This is a genomic window from Nocardia tengchongensis, from assembly GCF_054781395.1.
This window is the reverse complement of the sequence record NZ_BAAGUM010000020.1, coordinates 149,821-163,560: the sequence shown is the minus strand read 5'-3', so window position 1 is coordinate 163,560 and position 13,740 is coordinate 149,821. Positions and strand designations below refer to the sequence as shown.

Genomic DNA, 13,740 nt, shown 5'->3' with positions numbered 1-13,740 from the left:
CCGCAGCCGTGCGCCTGGCCGCCGACGGCGTGATTCCTGCCCTGGGCGAACTCGGCCCCGCCCTGGTCAAACCCACTTACCGGCCGGTGACGCCCGGAGATCCTCCCGCAACGGCCTATCCGCCGCGCGAGCGCGGTTCGCTACTGTATCCGCCCCGCTGGTGGCCTGCGCGGCCGATACCAGCGGGGCCGCCACGCAACTGGCAACACGGCCTCGGCGCATACGTCGCGGGCCGCTACGCCGCCGCCCGCGTGAGCAGAGACGCCGCGCACACCCTGCTCCAGCTGCTCACCCGGGGATGCCGGACCCTCGACTGCTTCGAGGAACAGCGGATATGGCTGTTCTCGCAAGACATTCCGCTGAAATTCCTGCCCACGGCCGACCGGTTCGGCCGTCACGACCTTCAACCCGACCCGCCGCGAGAACCGAGTCGGTGACCCCCGGCCGGCTATCCCTGAGCACCCGTGTCCCCGGCCACGCGGAGAACGAAACCGACCGTTCTACCTGCGGAAATGGGGCGGGTTGGACTGTGAAACCTGTCGGAGGGTGCTGCGATGCTGGGGGCTCGCTGTTTCGCGCCTGGGCGGGAACATATTTCAGATAGCAGGGGATCAATCATGGGGTACACCTACGTTTCTGCGTACGACACCGGTTCGCTCTACAAACTCGGCAAGGCGGGCACGCTGTCGTCGCGGCAGAGCTCTTTGCGCACCGGCAGCGCGGGCAAGCTGGAGCTGTTCGATTTCGTCGAGACCGAACACGACTTGGCTGGTGAGCGGTTCCTCAAACGGCTGTGGGCCGACCGGCAGGTCAAGCACCGCAAGGAGGTGTACCGGCTCACCGAAGACGAGGTGCGCGCGGGGATGGCGCAGCTTCGCCACTACCTGTCCGAGGTCTTGCCAACGGAATTGGCCGAGCAGGAGCAGGTGGCCGAACTGGAGGGGGTCGACAACGACGAGGTCATGATCGAGCCGAGCGCGGACATCGTCGCCGCTCATCGTCGGCTGGTGGCGATCGAGGACGAGCTACGCAGGCTCACCGAGGAGGCCGAGCCGCTGCGGCGCGCGATCATGATCGCGATCGGGAAGAACCGCGGCATCACCGGGATCGCCACGTTCGACAAGGCCGACTCGCCGCGCTGGTTCAACGACACGCGAGCGCAAGCCGAGCACCCGCAACTGTGGGAGCAGTTCAAGAAGACCACCTACGACAATGCCGCGTTCAAGAAAACCTACCGCGACCTGGCCGACTCGTTCATGGAGCCGCCCAAGAAGCGCAAGTTCGTCCTGAACCAGGATCTCGAATCCTGAACCGAATGCGGCTGTCCCCGTATCGGTTCCACATCGGCTGCTCGCGGTAGAAGGCATACCCATGGCGTACGTCACGAAGGTCTGTGTGTTGTGCGGCAAGCCCGTCCGTACGAAAACCGGGGCGGATCGTCATGGGCCGTGCCAGGTTCGAGAGACCCAACGGCTTGCACGACGGGCAGCGCGCCGAGCGGCCGGGGAACCGTCGGTGTGTACCGAATGCCGCGGCGAGATCAACTACGACGCTGGATTCAGCGGTCGGTGTCAACAGTGCCGAGAACGACTCAGGTATATCCCCGAACCGCTGCGGCGTGTGATCTGTCCGCCGGGATCGCTGTGCGTCTATTGCGGTGCGCTCGCGACATGCATCGATCATGTACGCCCGATCGCTGCTGGTGGCGACAGTTGCGCCGGAAATCTCGAACCGTCGTGTGCGCCATGCAACCTGAACAAGAACGGCCAGACGCTCGCGCAATGGTTTTGCGGGGTCGACTCCACCGAGATAGGACGCCGAGCAGCGCGGTACAGCATCAGTTGCAGTGAGAAGGTGGCAGCGGAGTGGGCACGGCTTGCCGGATCGGAGCATCCATCGGCGCGGTGATCGGGGATCTGCAAGCCTGAACCCGGTTTTCGGGTCCCCGACCGCCGGCACGGGCCTATCGTTGACTGGCATGGCCACCGCGACGATCTCGTTCGACGATGCACTGCTGGCGCAGGTCCATCGGGCGGCCGGGGAGAACCTCTCGACGTGGGTCGCCGCCGCGTGCCGGGCCCGGCTGCTGACCGAGGCCGCGGCCACCGCCCAGGAATGGGAGGCAACCCATCCCGCCGACGCTGCCGACGCCCGCACGGCCGACGCCGCACAGGTGCTGGAAGGCGAGGTCGAACGCGAGATTTCCGAACAGGCCGAGCAGGTCGCGCGCGCCCGCGCCGGTGCGGGCACCGAACCCACCACCGCCGACTACCTGGCCGCCTACGGCCATGTCCGGGCACTGCTCGACCAAGGCGAGCGGCAGCTGCGTGAGCAACTCGGCGGCGCGCAGTGAGCGAGTCCCGCTATCCGGTGCCGACGCCCGAGCAGGTCGAAGCCTTCATGAACAATCCCGATCTGACCTGGGAAGACGTGCCCGTCGACGAGGCTCCGCCCATCATGAGCGAGGCCAACGCGGCCGAACTGCTGCGCCAGGCCGCCGAGAAAAACCGACCGCTGTAGACACCGATTCGCCAGCCGTGGTCGGTGACTACCCCGACCACGGATGCTTCTCGGCGTTGTCGAGTGACCGCAGCACCGATTGCAGCTCGCGGCGCATCGGCTCGGTCCAGCGCCGGATGTCCGGGCGCGGGTCGGCGAATGGGTCGATCCATTCATGGTCGGGTTCCCATGCCCCGGGCAGTGTTCCGACCTTGTGCCGCTCGGTTCCGGGAAGTTCGTACTTGAAGTCGTCGGGTTCGAACCGGTACCAGTTCTCGTCTCCGGCCCAGCGGATCGCGACGGAATGCTCGTACCGGCTGATGCGTATCTCGGGTGGCTCCACGCTCGGATAGCTTGCCGCACAACCGATCCACGTGCACGAACAACGACGAGTTGCCCCCGGCGACTCACGCGGTGGGGTGGTCGGCGCAGATGAGTCCGTGCCGGGGGTGCGCACGCCATCCGGCCTCAAGCAGCCAGGAGCGGACGGGTTCGGCCACGGTGTGCCATTCGATGAGTTCGGCTGCCAGGTCGCCGACCAGGATCGGGCCGTTATCGCACAGGCCGCAGTCGGCGGCGGCGATCTGCCCGCCCGGCTGGCACGCCGCGCAGTGCCGCCGCTCGATCACCGCGCCGACCTGGTCGGGGTCGGGTTCGAGCCAGCTGATGGTCAGGTCTTGGGTTTGCTGCTGGGCCGCGTATGCCTCTGTCGGGCGGTTGCCGCAGGTCGGGCACGGGACAGCGAGTTGTTCGCGGCGCAGGCGCATCTTCTCTCGCGCGAGTTCGCGGATCGACAGTCCGCCGGCCACCGGCGCCACCGAGGGGGACGCTTCGATGACGGACACGGTCACCGGTTCCGGATCGGGTTGCACCGCAACGGTTTCCGCTTCCACGGTCAGTGAGGCTATGGGCGTCGCGGGTGCGGGATCGACGGGACCGGAGCGGGGGCGCCCGCCGATGCTGGCCGGGTCGAGATGGCCGTAGAGGGTGCCGCGTTTGACCCCGAGGATGCCCGCGATCTGGGCGACGGTGTGGCGTCCCTCGTCGTAGAGCCGCTGGGCCTGCTCGACCTGGTGGGCGGTGAGTTTCGGGCGGCGTCCGCCTTTGCGGCCGCGGGCGCGGGCGGCTTCGAGGCCGTCGCGGGTGTTGGCGATGATCAGCTCGCGCTGCAATTCGGCCAGCACGCTCAGCATGCCGAACATGGCGCGGCCTTCGGCGGTGTCGGTGTCGATGCCCTGCTCGATCACCTTCAACCCGATGTTGCGTTCGCGCAGCACCGAGCCGAGGGTGATCAGGTGCAGCACCGAGCGGCCGAGGCGGTCCAGGCGGGTGATGACGATGGTGTCCCCGGCGCGGGCGAGGGTGAGGACCAGGTCGAGTTTCGGGCGCGAGGATTTCGCGCCGGAGGCGGTGTCGATGTGTATGTTCGATTCATCCACCCCGGCGCGGCGCAGCGCGTCGATCTGATGCGCGGGGTTCTGGTCGGCGGTCGAGACCCGCCCGTAGCCGATCAACATGTTGTCGAAAATAGCCGAAACCGGGTTTGTCGACGTTGATTTCCGGCATGGGTTTCCGACACTCGCGTCCTGGCGTTTCTCCCGCTCGCAGATGGTTGTCGGCAAATGATCGTTTGCCGACAACCATCATTCGGGCCGAACATGCTCCCCAACCCGGTTCGCACCGAACTACCGGCATCGGTATACACCCGGTATGAGCTGTTCGAATTCATTGTTTGCAAGCTGGTTTGAAACGATGTGACACTATGCACACCGCACCAGGTCTACGCGAGGAGTGTTCTGCATGGCTGTCCGGTTCAAGCTCGGTTACTACTCACCTGTTACAGATGATCCGCTACAGCGTGAGCATGTCGGTTACTTCCCGCGTATGACCGAAGAGGAGGCATGGGCGGCAGGCCGAGGCGTATGGAAGGCAAACAAGGAACGGCTTTCCCGGGAGAAGTTCGCCCTGATCATCGGTGATGGTCAGGTTTGTGCCGTTGCCGAGATTCACGGTGTGTCCGTCCATGAGGATCGCGTCGCCGTCGATGGTGAAGTGCTGGCGCAAGGTCACCCGGTCCGCGACGCCTGGATGGGGAAGCCGGATCCGGTGGTCAACGCCTCCCAGAACCCGGTCGGTTACTGCGACCTCCCGGAAGAGGCCGCGTTCCGCGAACGGCCCTGCGGATGCGGGTGCGGCGAGATCTCGACCCGCGACTTCCTGCCCGGCCACGACGTGCGTGCGTTCCAGGACCGGGTACGCAGGATGTTCGGCGGATCGGCACTGGAGTTCATCCGTTGGGTCGACCGCATGGCCGGTGAGCACGGCGTACCGGTTCTCGCCATCCGCAACGCACCCGCCGTCACCGCGGTCCCGGACCTGCCGCCGGACACCAGACCCGAACCCTCGGTCGCGCAATACGATTCGCTGCTTGCTCACCCACGCCCGGCCGACGGGGAACCCGATGAGCGGCAATAGAATCGGCACACACATCAAATACCGCGAGTTTCTGCCCTGCCCGGGTGCGTGTGACGGTGAGTACATGTCCTGGCCGCCGGGTCGGCTCACCGACGACCTCGAATGGGAGATCCGCACCTGCCCCGAGGGGTGCGGTACCGAGATCAAGACCGTGCCGCGATTCTGGACCGATCCCGCCGACGCCACCGAATGGTTCGGCGGCTGAACCCGACACACCCCAAGCGCTGTGCTCTCCGATCCGGCCGGAGGTGTTGCGTGATCCGAGCCCCAATTATGTTGGGTGCGTGCATAATCGATGATCGGCCCCGGTCTTTGACCGGGGCCGATGTCATGGGTCGGTCTCACCCGCTACGCACCATCGGCTTCAGTGAACACGGGCTACCCATCCTCGCCATCCGATCTCAACCCATCGGTGGCCCTGGCGCGGCACCGTGCGACTCCGAAGGTTCGGTGTCCGGCACGGCATCTGACATCTGACGCAGGTGCCGGTGCGAACGACTGAGATTGCCGCTGCGGCCGTGCGGGTCGGTCCCAGGGTGCGGGTGCGGCCGTATTCTCTCCGGCCGCGTCCGTGCTGGTGGCGGGAACGACACCGGATACGGCGGCTGTCGAGCTGGAGCCCGGCCCATCGGTCATGTGTTCGTACCGGTCGGCTGCTTCGGTGCTGCGGTCACCAGAGGTCGCAGCGGGGTGGTGGCGATGCGCTCAACCACCGCGGTGAGGGGACGGGCCGCAAGCCACCAGCCCAGCACCGCGACGGCAGCGCCGAGGACGAGCCCAGCGAGCACATCGCCTGGGTAGTGAGCGCCGGTGTAGACGCGGGAGAACGCCAGCAGCACAGCGAATCCCGCAGCGAACGCTCCGAGTCGGCGGGTGTAGATCAGCAGGCCCGCCGCGGCGGCACCGGCGAGCACCGCGTGGTCGGAGGGGAAGCCGTAGTCCGAGGCGCAGTGCACGAGCACGAGGATGTCGTGACGGTCGTTGCAGGGCCGTTGTTCGGCGATGGTGTTCGCGATCGGCTGGTTCACCGCCAGCGCTGCCAGCGTCGCCGCTCCCGCCCACACCGCCGCCGCGACTGCGCGCGTGTCGTTGCGGGAGCGGGCGATCCACCACCCGGCCAGCAGCGCAACACCGATCAGGATCGGGCCGTAGGTGGTGAGGTCGTACATCGGGGTGTGCAGCCATCCGGTGCGGCGGGCGAAGGTGTTGATGTCGTCGAACAGGTCCGGGTCCGACCAGCGCGCATAGCTTGTCGCGGAAATCATCACGGCCTTCCTCATCCCTGGTTCGTGTCGGCCGGGCCGGACTGGGCGGGGTCGTGCATGGCCCGGTACACCTGGTCGGCGTAGTCGGCGAGGACCTCGGTGCACTGTTTGAGGCGCTGCTCGGCCTCGCGGGCCTGGGGCAGTTCGAGCACGTCGCGCAGTTTCAGATCGCGATACCAGCGCCGCAGCCGCTCCAGGCTCTGTTCTTCCTCCTCGAGTTCGGCCAGGGTGAATTTCTGTTTGCCGATCTCCTTGCCGATTTCGGCGTCGAATTTGTCGCAGTCGGCCACGAATTCGGCCCATTCCTCGGCTCGCGCCGCCGTGAACGCCGCCCGCAGCGCGTTCGCGCTGTCCTCGTCGCGGCCGGTCACCTCGACACAGACCAGCTCCCCGTCCCCGCGCCGCGCCACCTCCCGCGCGGCGGCGACCGCCGCGGTGAACACCGGTGTCGCGGGCATCGCCCACACGCCCTGCGCCAGCGGCACCGCACCCACTCGCCGTAACTCCCGCCACACACCGACCCGTAGCCGCGACGGCTCACCGGCCAGCCGCACGATCACCAGCATCCATGTCACAGCCAGCGACCATACCTGCCGTCACTGTCGGCCATGTAGTAGCTGTTACATGTCGTGGTGTGACCGGGAGTGTCTCCGGGTGGTGTGCGAGTGCCGGTCCTCAGCGTGTCCTCAGCGCCGGTTTGTGAGGGTGGCGTGGTGAACACGTATTCCCGGCTGCTCGGCGGTCGATCGTGCAGCATCTGATCGTCACCTACGGCGTGTCCGCGATCTTGCTGCTCATGGTCGCCGAATCGGCCTGCATTCCGATCCCGTCGGAGGTGACCATGTTGCTGGGCGGGGCGTTGGCGGCCGGTGCCGTCAGCGGAGCGCACCCGAACCTGATCGCGGTCATCGCTGCCGGTACCGCCGGCAACGTGATCGGCAGCTACCTGGCCTGGCTGGCGGGCCGCTACGGCGGCCGCCCCGTCCTGCACCGGTGGGGCCGCTACATCTTCCTGCGCAGCCATGACATCGATCGCGCCCACGACTGGTTCCAGCGGCGCGGCGCGGCATCGGTGTTCTGGGCACGCCTGCTGCCCGGTATCCGTACCTTCATTTCGTTGCCGGCCGGAATCGCCGAGATGCCCGCCACCCGATTCGGTCTCTACACCCTGGCCGGGTGCCTGCCGTGGACAGCGGCGCTCGCGGTCGCGGGCTACGCCGTCGGCGCCAACTGGCAGCAGCTCGAGGACACCCTCCGCGGGCCGAGCTACGCGATCGCCGGATTGGCGGGCATCGCGATAGTCGCCGCGGTCGTGGTCGTCCGCCGTCGCCAGCGACGCGCTTCGCAGCCTCAATGAGGCTGCCGCCCACAATGGTCCGACAGGGACGGGGCCGTTCGCTGTTCCTCACAGCGGCTTCTCAGCGTGGCCCTGACAGGCTGTGTGCGTGACAAACCGTGCGACAGTTGCCGTTTCGCCCACGCGAGGGCCGCTGACCAAAGTTCCCGAGATCACCGCGTTGTTCTGGGTGATCAAGATCCTGTCCACCGGCATGGGAGAGACCTTCTCCGATTTCCTCGTCAATACTGTGGCGCCCGAGCTCGCGGTGGGCGGCGGGGTGCTGTTGCTGAGCGCGAGCCTGTGGCTGCAGTTCCGCGCGCCCGGGTATCGGGCGTGGACCTACTGGACCGCGGTGGTGATGGTGAGCGTGGTGGGCACCATGGTCGCCGACGTCGTGGATTTCGTGGTCGGCATTCCGTTACCGGCGTCCACGGTCTTGTTCGCGGTGGTCCTCGCGGGCATTCTCGCGTGGTGGTACCGCAGCGAGAAAACCCTGTCGGTGCACAGCATTACGACACGGCGGCGGGAGGCGTTCTACTGGGCGACGGTGATGACCACCTTCGCGCTCGGCACCGTCGCCGGTGATCTGACCGCGGCGACCCTGCACCTGGGCTATCTCCCGTCTGCGGGTCTGTTCGCCGTGGCAATCGCTGTCCCGGCCATCGCGCACCGGTGGTTCGGCCTGGGCGCGGTGGCCGCGTTCTGGTCGGCGTATGTGGTGACCCGGCCGCTGGGCGCATCGGTAACCGACTGGCTGGCATCCTCCCACGCCGACGGGCTCGGACTCGGTACCGGCTGGGTGACCCTGGCGGTGACGCTTCCGATGCTCACCGGAATCGCCATACTGGCCAGGCAGGCCAGAACCGAGTTCAGAGAACCCGCCGGGACAGAGGCCCGTTGATTCGTGATCTCACTCCGTTCCGACCGTCCCCTTCAGGGCGAAGTCGTCTTCAGGTAGGACTCGACAATGTCAATGTCAGCTGGGCGAGTTGCTGGCTCGCTGGCCGTACTGCGGTGTCCTAACGGTCGGATTCGGGTGATACCGCCCCTCATGCCGTATCACCCGAATCCGATCAGTAAGGAAGTGTAGGCTAACCTAAATTGGCTGGCGTGCTCCGGATCGGGATCGACATGCGCACCTGCCGCTGCGGCACACGGGGTGAAGGCCCCGGCCAACGGCTCGGGGCCTTCACCCTCTGTCTGTGCGGGCTACTTCAGGCGCAGGCTGCCGAACAGGCCGTTCTTCTCGTCGTTGGGGCCCGCGGTGAAGTAGAGGGCGTCGGCGTCGCCGAGGCTCTCACCGTTACCGAACATCAGGCCCCACAGGCCCTCGATCTCGGCGGGCTTGCCATCGGCGTCGCGCAGGTAGTCGACGAACGTGCCGGAGGCGTCGTCGAGGGCCAGGATGTGGCCTGCGCCGCCGAAGTTGCCGACCAGCAACTTGCCCGACAGCGGGCCGAAGCCCTGCGGGGCGATGGTGACGGCCCACGGCGCGTTGAGGCGGCCGTCGGCTTCGAGGGTGCGAACCAGCTTGCCGTTCTTGTCGAATTCGGCGACCTGGCCCTTCTTGGCCTTGTTGCCTGCGTTGTTCTCCTGGTCCTTGTCGGCCTTGTCTTCTTCCCCGGACTTGAACTTGGCCGGGTTGTTGGAGTCGGCCTGAGTGAGGGCGTAGGTGACGAAGACGCGGTCGCCGACGGCAGCGACATTGAACGGCGCCGGATCGCCGATCTTGGCCTTCTTGCCCTTCGAGGCGTCGGCGGGGTCGATGGCGTCGCCGGTGGCGAAGGGGTTGGCGAAACCGGTGGTGGGCACCAGCTTCCAGTCCTTGTCGAAGGTGCGGACCTGCGGGTCCTTGCCGAAGTCGGCGGCCAGCAGCTTGGCACCGGACGGGTCCAGGGCGATGCCCTTGAACTTCATGCCCGCGGCGGTGCCGTCGTATTCGAGCACGGCCGGGCCGTCGTGGCGCACGATGGCGCCGGCCGCGCCCTGCTCGGTCCAGCCGGAGATCTTGCCGGAGTCGGTGGCGAAGATGAAACGCGCGGAGCCGGTGAGCTTGTCGTCCTTGCCGTCGTAGCTGACCGGCTGATCGCGCACCACGAACACATCGGAGGTGATGGGCGCGCCGTTGAACACGACACCAGTGGTCTTGCCCTCGCTGTCGTCGCCGTCGGAGTCGGGGACCGAGTCCGCGCCCGGGATCTTCACCAGCTTGAGCGGATCCTGGAACATCTTCTGGTACTTGGCATCCGGCGAGGCGGTGACGTCACCCACGAACTGGTAGGAGTTGCCGCCCGCGCCGACCCAGAAGTGCCCGCCCACGCCCTTGGGGCGGTCGGCGATGCCCCAGGCGTTGATGAAGTCGGGGAAGGTGAACTGCGCCTTGTCCTCAGCCTTGTTGGAAGCGATATTGACCTGGGCGTAATGATTTCCGTCGAGCGCCTTCACGTCGCCATCGCCGGACTTCGTGCTGCCGCAGGCCGCCGCGACCACGAGCGCCGCGCCGAGCGCCGACACGCGCAGCAGGGTCGTGCGCATCGGCGGCATGCCGCTCGAGCGTTCGTTCATTCCAGGTCCTTCCAGCTCAACGCCCAGGTGCGGCGTTAGGTGATGCTAACCATAGCTGGAAGGATAGGCGGTGTCGTTAGGGGACCCTAAATCGGACTCTGGCCTGGTGATGCCGTGCACCATCGGCTGACCGAACCAGCGAGCCTGTTGTCGTTGCGTCAGCCGAGTGTGGCCAGCAGGGTGGCCAGGGACCGGGTCTCGGTTGCGGGGTCGGGGTGGCTGGCGCGGATCGCGTGGAGCACCTCGTCGATCTGGCCGTCGAGCAGCTTCCACACGGACCCGTCGAGGGGCTTCAAGCTCGCCTCGTCGCGATCCCACACGGTTTCGAGGTCCTTGATCCGGGCCTTGGCCTCGGCCTGCTTGCCGGCCTGCACCAGGGCCTGCGTGTCCTGGGTGATCGTGCGGAACTTCGCGACTTCCACCAGCGGGAAGTGCGCGCTCACCTGGCCCGGGGCAGCGGTGGCCGGTGCGGGCGATCCGTCCTCCTCGTTGGCGGACGCGGCATGTGGCTGCCCGGCCGCCCACACCAGTAGCGTGCCCGCGAGGATCGCGACGATCGCGTAGTAGCCGAGCATGATGCGTTCCCGCGCGGGATTACCGGTCGGGGCCCCGGTGCGAGGCCGCTGGTCGGCGTCGATGACATCGGCGCGGGTGCGGGTGAGGAAGACGACGGTGGCGAGGATGGCGGCCAGGAAGATGACGCTGGTGCCGGCGGTGCCGACGCCGAGGCCGTGATCGACGCGCGGGGAGGCGAACCAGTCGCCCAGGTTCGCGCCCAGTGGCCGGGTCAGGATATAGGCGAGCCAGAACGACAACACGGCGTTCGCGCCCAGCCGCCAGCCGATGGCTATCGCGGCGATGAGCCCGGCGGGCAGCAGCACCGATGTCCCCGGTCCCCATCCGGTGGCGTCCAGTGTCCAGTCACCGGCGGCGGTTCCGAGGGCGAAGGTGACCAGAACGGCGAGCCAGTAGAACATTTCGCGCCCCGCGGTGACGATGCTGTGGATCGACAGCGTCCGCTCGCGGGCGAACCAGACTCCGAACACGACCGCCAACACCGCAGCGAACACTGAAGTGCTCAACGCCAGTGGGACGTCGAGGTTGTCGGTGAGGATGTCGGTGTACAGGGTGCCGGTGACGCTGAGCACGACCACGGTGAGCCAGTAGACGACCGGCACGTACCGGTTGAGCCGCACCTGCCAGCCCAGCACCGCCGCGAGCACCACCGTGAACAGCGCAGCGGTGAGGTTCAGGCCGACGCCGAGGGTGGTGTTGATCCAGTCGGCGAAGCTCTCGCCCACCGTGGTGCACAGGATCTTGATGGCCCAGAACCACACCGTGACCTCGGGCACCTTGCTCAGCATGCGCTTGGTCTCGCCGAGCTGGGATGTCGTCATATCCGTCACGGCAGACCACCGTAGCGATCACCCGCTGTGGCGACGCTGAGAACGAGGAGTACAGAACCGGACCGATCCCTGGTGCGGCGGGCGGAATCTGGTGATGGCATGGGACTGGGTCGCTCCCACCGCGACCGTTCTCGTCGGTCGAGGTCGACGTCGACCGACCTCGGCATGGGCACCGGTGAAGACGGCCCGAACCGCGAAGCCTGTTCTCCGGTCGCCACGGGTCGGTGTCGATGTCCGCGCGGCCGACGCGGATGCGCTTTTGGACACGCCTTGCTGTGGCGACGCCTGGCCGGTGCCACCGTTTACGCTTGCCAAGCGGTATCCCGTGTGGGTTTGTTCTTGTGATCGTCGCGGACCGGAAGGCTCAAGGCATGCGACGTTCGTTCACCGTTGCCGTGGCCGCCGCTACGGTCGCGACAAGTCCGGCCATGCTGGGCCCCTGGGCCAGTGGCGCCGAACTCGGCCGCGCCCAGCCGCCCGGCGGGGATATCTCTGGCGGGGGAGTTCATCTGACGGCGTCGGTCGACAGCGTCGGGGCGAACCCGCCCGGTGATCGGACACCGAACTTCCTCATGACGTTCTCCCATGCGGTGCAGATGTCGGGCGATTACTCGGTCACCGTGGACGGTGGCCAGATCACCTCCGGTCAGGCCGTCGCGGGGTTCATCCTGGGCTGCGGGATCAGTGTGGATGGCGGTGTCACCGTCGGGATCGACCCGCATCAAGGGCTGGTCGGCAGTATTTCCCCCTCGATCAGCTCTCCCAGCGCCTCGGTCAGCCCGCCGAGCGTCACCGCGGTGCCCACCTCGACCAGCCCGCCGAGCGTCCCGGCCGGCCCGCCCAGCGTGAGCCTCGATCTCGACCCCACAATTGGCGGAATACTGGGCTTGTCCGAAGTCCTGGCCGCAGACTTGGGACCCGGCCAGATCACCAAAGCGACGACGGCGACGGCCAGACTGGACACCCACACGACCTTCCCGTATCGCATCAGGTTCAGCGACACCTCGCTCACGGTCGCCCAATGCGCCTCTCCGGTATCGGCGGTCCCTTTCGTCACCGTCACGGTGACCACCGCTAGAGGGATGGCGCAGACCACCGCCTACGGCGACCAGTTCACCTTCTGAAAAGCCCGACCGGATCCAGTCCTACGGCAGGGACTTGGTACACACTCGACAAACACCCACGTCTGCACCATTGGCGCGAGATCGACATTCTGAATTCTGAGCGCCCCTGCGTTTCAGAAGGCGCTGTTCGGCAGTGTCGATGTCGGCGAATGACCATCCTCGACATGAGGGCGGTGACATTCTTCGGTGTGGCCGGCGTCCGCGCCCTGATCGCGGCCCGCGGTTTCGCCGACCGACCCCACTGCGCGATGCACATCGAGGGCCCCTACTGCGTCGGGAATACTCGGCCGCACCAACTCATTTGCGGCGGCGACTGGTGATCGATGGTGCTGTGGGGTGAAGCCTCACCCGGACGGGGCGAGGCTTCACCCCTGGATCGGCTGCGATACCGGCCGCGTATCGGACGCGGCAACTCCGACGCTACCGCCCTACCGTCACCGCATCCGGCAACCGGGCCACAGACGATCGCGGGATGATTGCCTCGGGTGAGCATCCTCGGACACCGAGACCAGGGCACGTTCCTCGTCGGCTACCGCGGTCGAGGCCAAGTCCTTGCCGGAGAACGCGGCGGGTACGCCTGGTCGGGCCGTAGGGGAACTCGACCACCACATCGTCGGCGAGGTGGTGGTCGAAGAATCGGCCGCTCTTCGTCCTCGACCTCACGCACTGGGCCGGCGAGGCCGCGCAGCCGCGTCAGCACGACGTCCGCAGCGACACCTGTTCGACAGGTGCTGCCCCCGACTAACGTCGCCCAGCATCAGCAGCCCGAGCACCTCGTCGACCTCGCTCAGTCTAGGCGCACGACCAACCGCCGCCCGCACCGCGCACAGCAGCTCGGCCGCGCCGAACCCCGCACTCGACGACCGCGTCGGGCACCGCGGCGAGAATGTCGAATGCGTTCTCAGCATCTTCTAAGCGGCGAAGGAGCAGTCTGTGTAGGTATCGGTTCCCTCCAGCGCAAGGCTGGCGACGCCGGGTCCGTGCTGCTGCATCGCCACACTCAAGGCCGAGGCCGAGCTGTTCCACCGGATTCAGCCATCGTGACAGGCGGCCGGTCTCACCGGCCG

16 protein-coding genes are annotated in these 13,740 nt (G+C 67.0%); 10 read left to right on the top strand and 6 right to left on the bottom strand.

Features of this window, described 5'->3' with window-relative positions:
• Positions 1–8 precede the first annotated feature (8 nt).
• The 5 genes from ACYVKL_RS37830 (at position 9) to ACYVKL_RS37810 (ending at position 2,520) form a co-directional block, all read left to right on the top strand.
• Complete coding sequence (locus tag ACYVKL_RS37830; RefSeq protein WP_379172124.1) at positions 9–437, top strand: hypothetical protein; 429 nt, start codon at positions 9–11, stop codon at positions 435–437.
• A 117-nt stretch (positions 438–554) separates the two neighbouring features.
• The gene (locus tag ACYVKL_RS37825) at positions 555–1,310 is read left to right on the top strand and encodes a GIY-YIG nuclease family protein (RefSeq protein WP_379172122.1); all 756 of its coding nucleotides are present in this window, start codon (positions 555–557) and stop codon (positions 1,308–1,310) included.
• A 61-nt stretch (positions 1,311–1,371) separates the two neighbouring features.
• On the top strand, positions 1,372–1,908 hold the full coding sequence (locus tag ACYVKL_RS37820) for an HNH endonuclease signature motif containing protein (RefSeq protein WP_379172120.1): 537 nt from the start codon (positions 1,372–1,374) through the stop codon (positions 1,906–1,908).
• A 70-nt stretch (positions 1,909–1,978) separates the two neighbouring features.
• On the top strand, positions 1,979–2,353 hold the full coding sequence (locus tag ACYVKL_RS37815) for a hypothetical protein (RefSeq protein ID WP_379172117.1): 375 nt from the start codon (positions 1,979–1,981) through the stop codon (positions 2,351–2,353).
• A complete protein-coding gene (locus tag ACYVKL_RS37810; RefSeq protein WP_379172115.1) occupies positions 2,350–2,520 on the top strand; it encodes a hypothetical protein in 171 nt (56 codons plus the stop codon). The genes ACYVKL_RS37815 and ACYVKL_RS37810 overlap by 4 nt, the downstream gene beginning before the upstream one ends.
• A 28-nt stretch (positions 2,521–2,548) precedes the next feature.
• Here the strand turns inward: ACYVKL_RS37810 and ACYVKL_RS37805 are convergent, their stop codons facing one another.
• On the bottom strand, positions 2,549–2,842 hold the full coding sequence (locus ACYVKL_RS37805; protein ID WP_379172112.1) for a hypothetical protein: 294 nt from the start codon (positions 2,840–2,842) through the stop codon (positions 2,549–2,551).
• A 64-nt stretch (positions 2,843–2,906) separates the two neighbouring features.
• On the bottom strand, positions 2,907–4,016 hold the full coding sequence (locus ACYVKL_RS37800; protein WP_379172110.1) for a recombinase family protein: 1,110 nt from the start codon (positions 4,014–4,016) through the stop codon (positions 2,907–2,909).
• A 283-nt stretch (positions 4,017–4,299) separates the two neighbouring features.
• Between ACYVKL_RS37800 and ACYVKL_RS37795 the strand changes: the two genes are divergently transcribed.
• Both ACYVKL_RS37795 and ACYVKL_RS37790 read left to right on the top strand, forming a co-directional pair.
• A complete protein-coding gene (locus ACYVKL_RS37795; RefSeq protein WP_379172108.1) occupies positions 4,300–4,974 on the top strand; it encodes a hypothetical protein in 675 nt (224 codons plus the stop codon).
• The gene (locus ACYVKL_RS37790) at positions 4,961–5,179 is read left to right on the top strand and encodes a hypothetical protein (RefSeq protein ID WP_379172105.1); all 219 of its coding nucleotides are present in this window, start codon (positions 4,961–4,963) and stop codon (positions 5,177–5,179) included. Before ACYVKL_RS37795 ends, ACYVKL_RS37790 begins: the two co-directional genes overlap by 14 nt.
• Before the next feature lie 427 nt (positions 5,180–5,606).
• Here the strand turns inward: ACYVKL_RS37790 and ACYVKL_RS37785 are convergent, their stop codons facing one another.
• Entirely contained in the window at positions 5,607–6,239 is a 633-nt protein-coding gene (locus tag ACYVKL_RS37785) for a phosphatase PAP2 family protein (RefSeq protein ID WP_379172103.1), read from the bottom strand.
• Between the two features lie 11 nt (positions 6,240–6,250).
• Entirely contained in the window at positions 6,251–6,805 is a 555-nt protein-coding gene (locus ACYVKL_RS37780) for a Chromate resistance protein ChrB (protein ID WP_379172647.1), read from the bottom strand.
• A 182-nt stretch (positions 6,806–6,987) separates the two neighbouring features.
• Here ACYVKL_RS37780 and ACYVKL_RS37775 point away from each other — a divergent pair, with 182 nt between their 5' ends.
• Together ACYVKL_RS37775 and ACYVKL_RS37770 are read left to right on the top strand one after the other, a co-directional pair.
• Positions 6,988–7,596, top strand: coding sequence for a DedA family protein (locus ACYVKL_RS37775; RefSeq protein WP_379172100.1), 609 nt, complete (start codon positions 6,988–6,990; stop codon positions 7,594–7,596).
• A gap of 88 nt (positions 7,597–7,684) precedes the next feature.
• Positions 7,685–8,479 (top strand): COG4705 family protein, encoded by a 795-nt coding sequence (locus tag ACYVKL_RS37770; RefSeq protein WP_379172098.1) that lies wholly within the window; start codon positions 7,685–7,687, stop codon positions 8,477–8,479.
• A gap of 308 nt (positions 8,480–8,787) precedes the next feature.
• Here ACYVKL_RS37770 and ACYVKL_RS37765 read toward each other — a convergent pair whose 3' ends face one another.
• Positions 8,788–10,143: a TIGR03118 family protein gene (locus ACYVKL_RS37765; protein ID WP_379172096.1), complete on the bottom strand. Its 1,356-nt coding sequence runs from the start codon at positions 10,141–10,143 to the stop codon at positions 8,788–8,790.
• 158 nt (positions 10,144–10,301) lie between these two features.
• Entirely contained in the window at positions 10,302–11,540 is a 1,239-nt protein-coding gene (locus ACYVKL_RS37760) for a COG4705 family protein (protein ID WP_379172094.1), read from the bottom strand.
• A 380-nt stretch (positions 11,541–11,920) separates the two neighbouring features.
• On the opposite strand from ACYVKL_RS37760, the gene ACYVKL_RS37755 reads away from it, so the two are divergent.
• On the top strand, positions 11,921–12,673 hold the full coding sequence (locus ACYVKL_RS37755; protein WP_379172645.1) for an MspA family porin: 753 nt from the start codon (positions 11,921–11,923) through the stop codon (positions 12,671–12,673).
• Positions 12,674–13,740 lie beyond the last annotated feature (1,067 nt).

Coding starts and splice junctions, on each gene's coding strand:
- ACYVKL_RS37825 (WP_379172122.1), top strand. CDS start 555: ATGCTGGGGGCTCGCTGTTTCGCGCCTGGGCGGGAACATATTTCAGAT.
- ACYVKL_RS37820 (WP_379172120.1), top strand. CDS start 1,372: ATGGCGTACGTCACGAAGGTCTGTGTGTTGTGCGGCAAGCCCGTCCGT.
- ACYVKL_RS37815 (WP_379172117.1), top strand. CDS start 1,979: ATGGCCACCGCGACGATCTCGTTCGACGATGCACTGCTGGCGCAGGTC.
- ACYVKL_RS37800 (WP_379172110.1), bottom strand. CDS start 4,016: ATGTTGATCGGCTACGGGCGGGTCTCGACCGCCGACCAGAACCCCGCG.
- ACYVKL_RS37795 (WP_379172108.1), top strand. CDS start 4,300: ATGGCTGTCCGGTTCAAGCTCGGTTACTACTCACCTGTTACAGATGAT.
- ACYVKL_RS37790 (WP_379172105.1), top strand. CDS start 4,961: ATGAGCGGCAATAGAATCGGCACACACATCAAATACCGCGAGTTTCTG.
- ACYVKL_RS37785 (WP_379172103.1), bottom strand. CDS start 6,239: ATGATTTCCGCGACAAGCTATGCGCGCTGGTCGGACCCGGACCTGTTC.
- ACYVKL_RS37780 (WP_379172647.1), bottom strand. CDS start 6,805: ATGCTGGTGATCGTGCGGCTGGCCGGTGAGCCGTCGCGGCTACGGGTC.
- ACYVKL_RS37765 (WP_379172096.1), bottom strand. CDS start 10,143: ATGAACGAACGCTCGAGCGGCATGCCGCCGATGCGCACGACCCTGCTG.
- ACYVKL_RS37760 (WP_379172094.1), bottom strand. CDS start 11,540: ATGACGACATCCCAGCTCGGCGAGACCAAGCGCATGCTGAGCAAGGTG.
- ACYVKL_RS37755 (WP_379172645.1), top strand. CDS start 11,921: ATGCGACGTTCGTTCACCGTTGCCGTGGCCGCCGCTACGGTCGCGACA.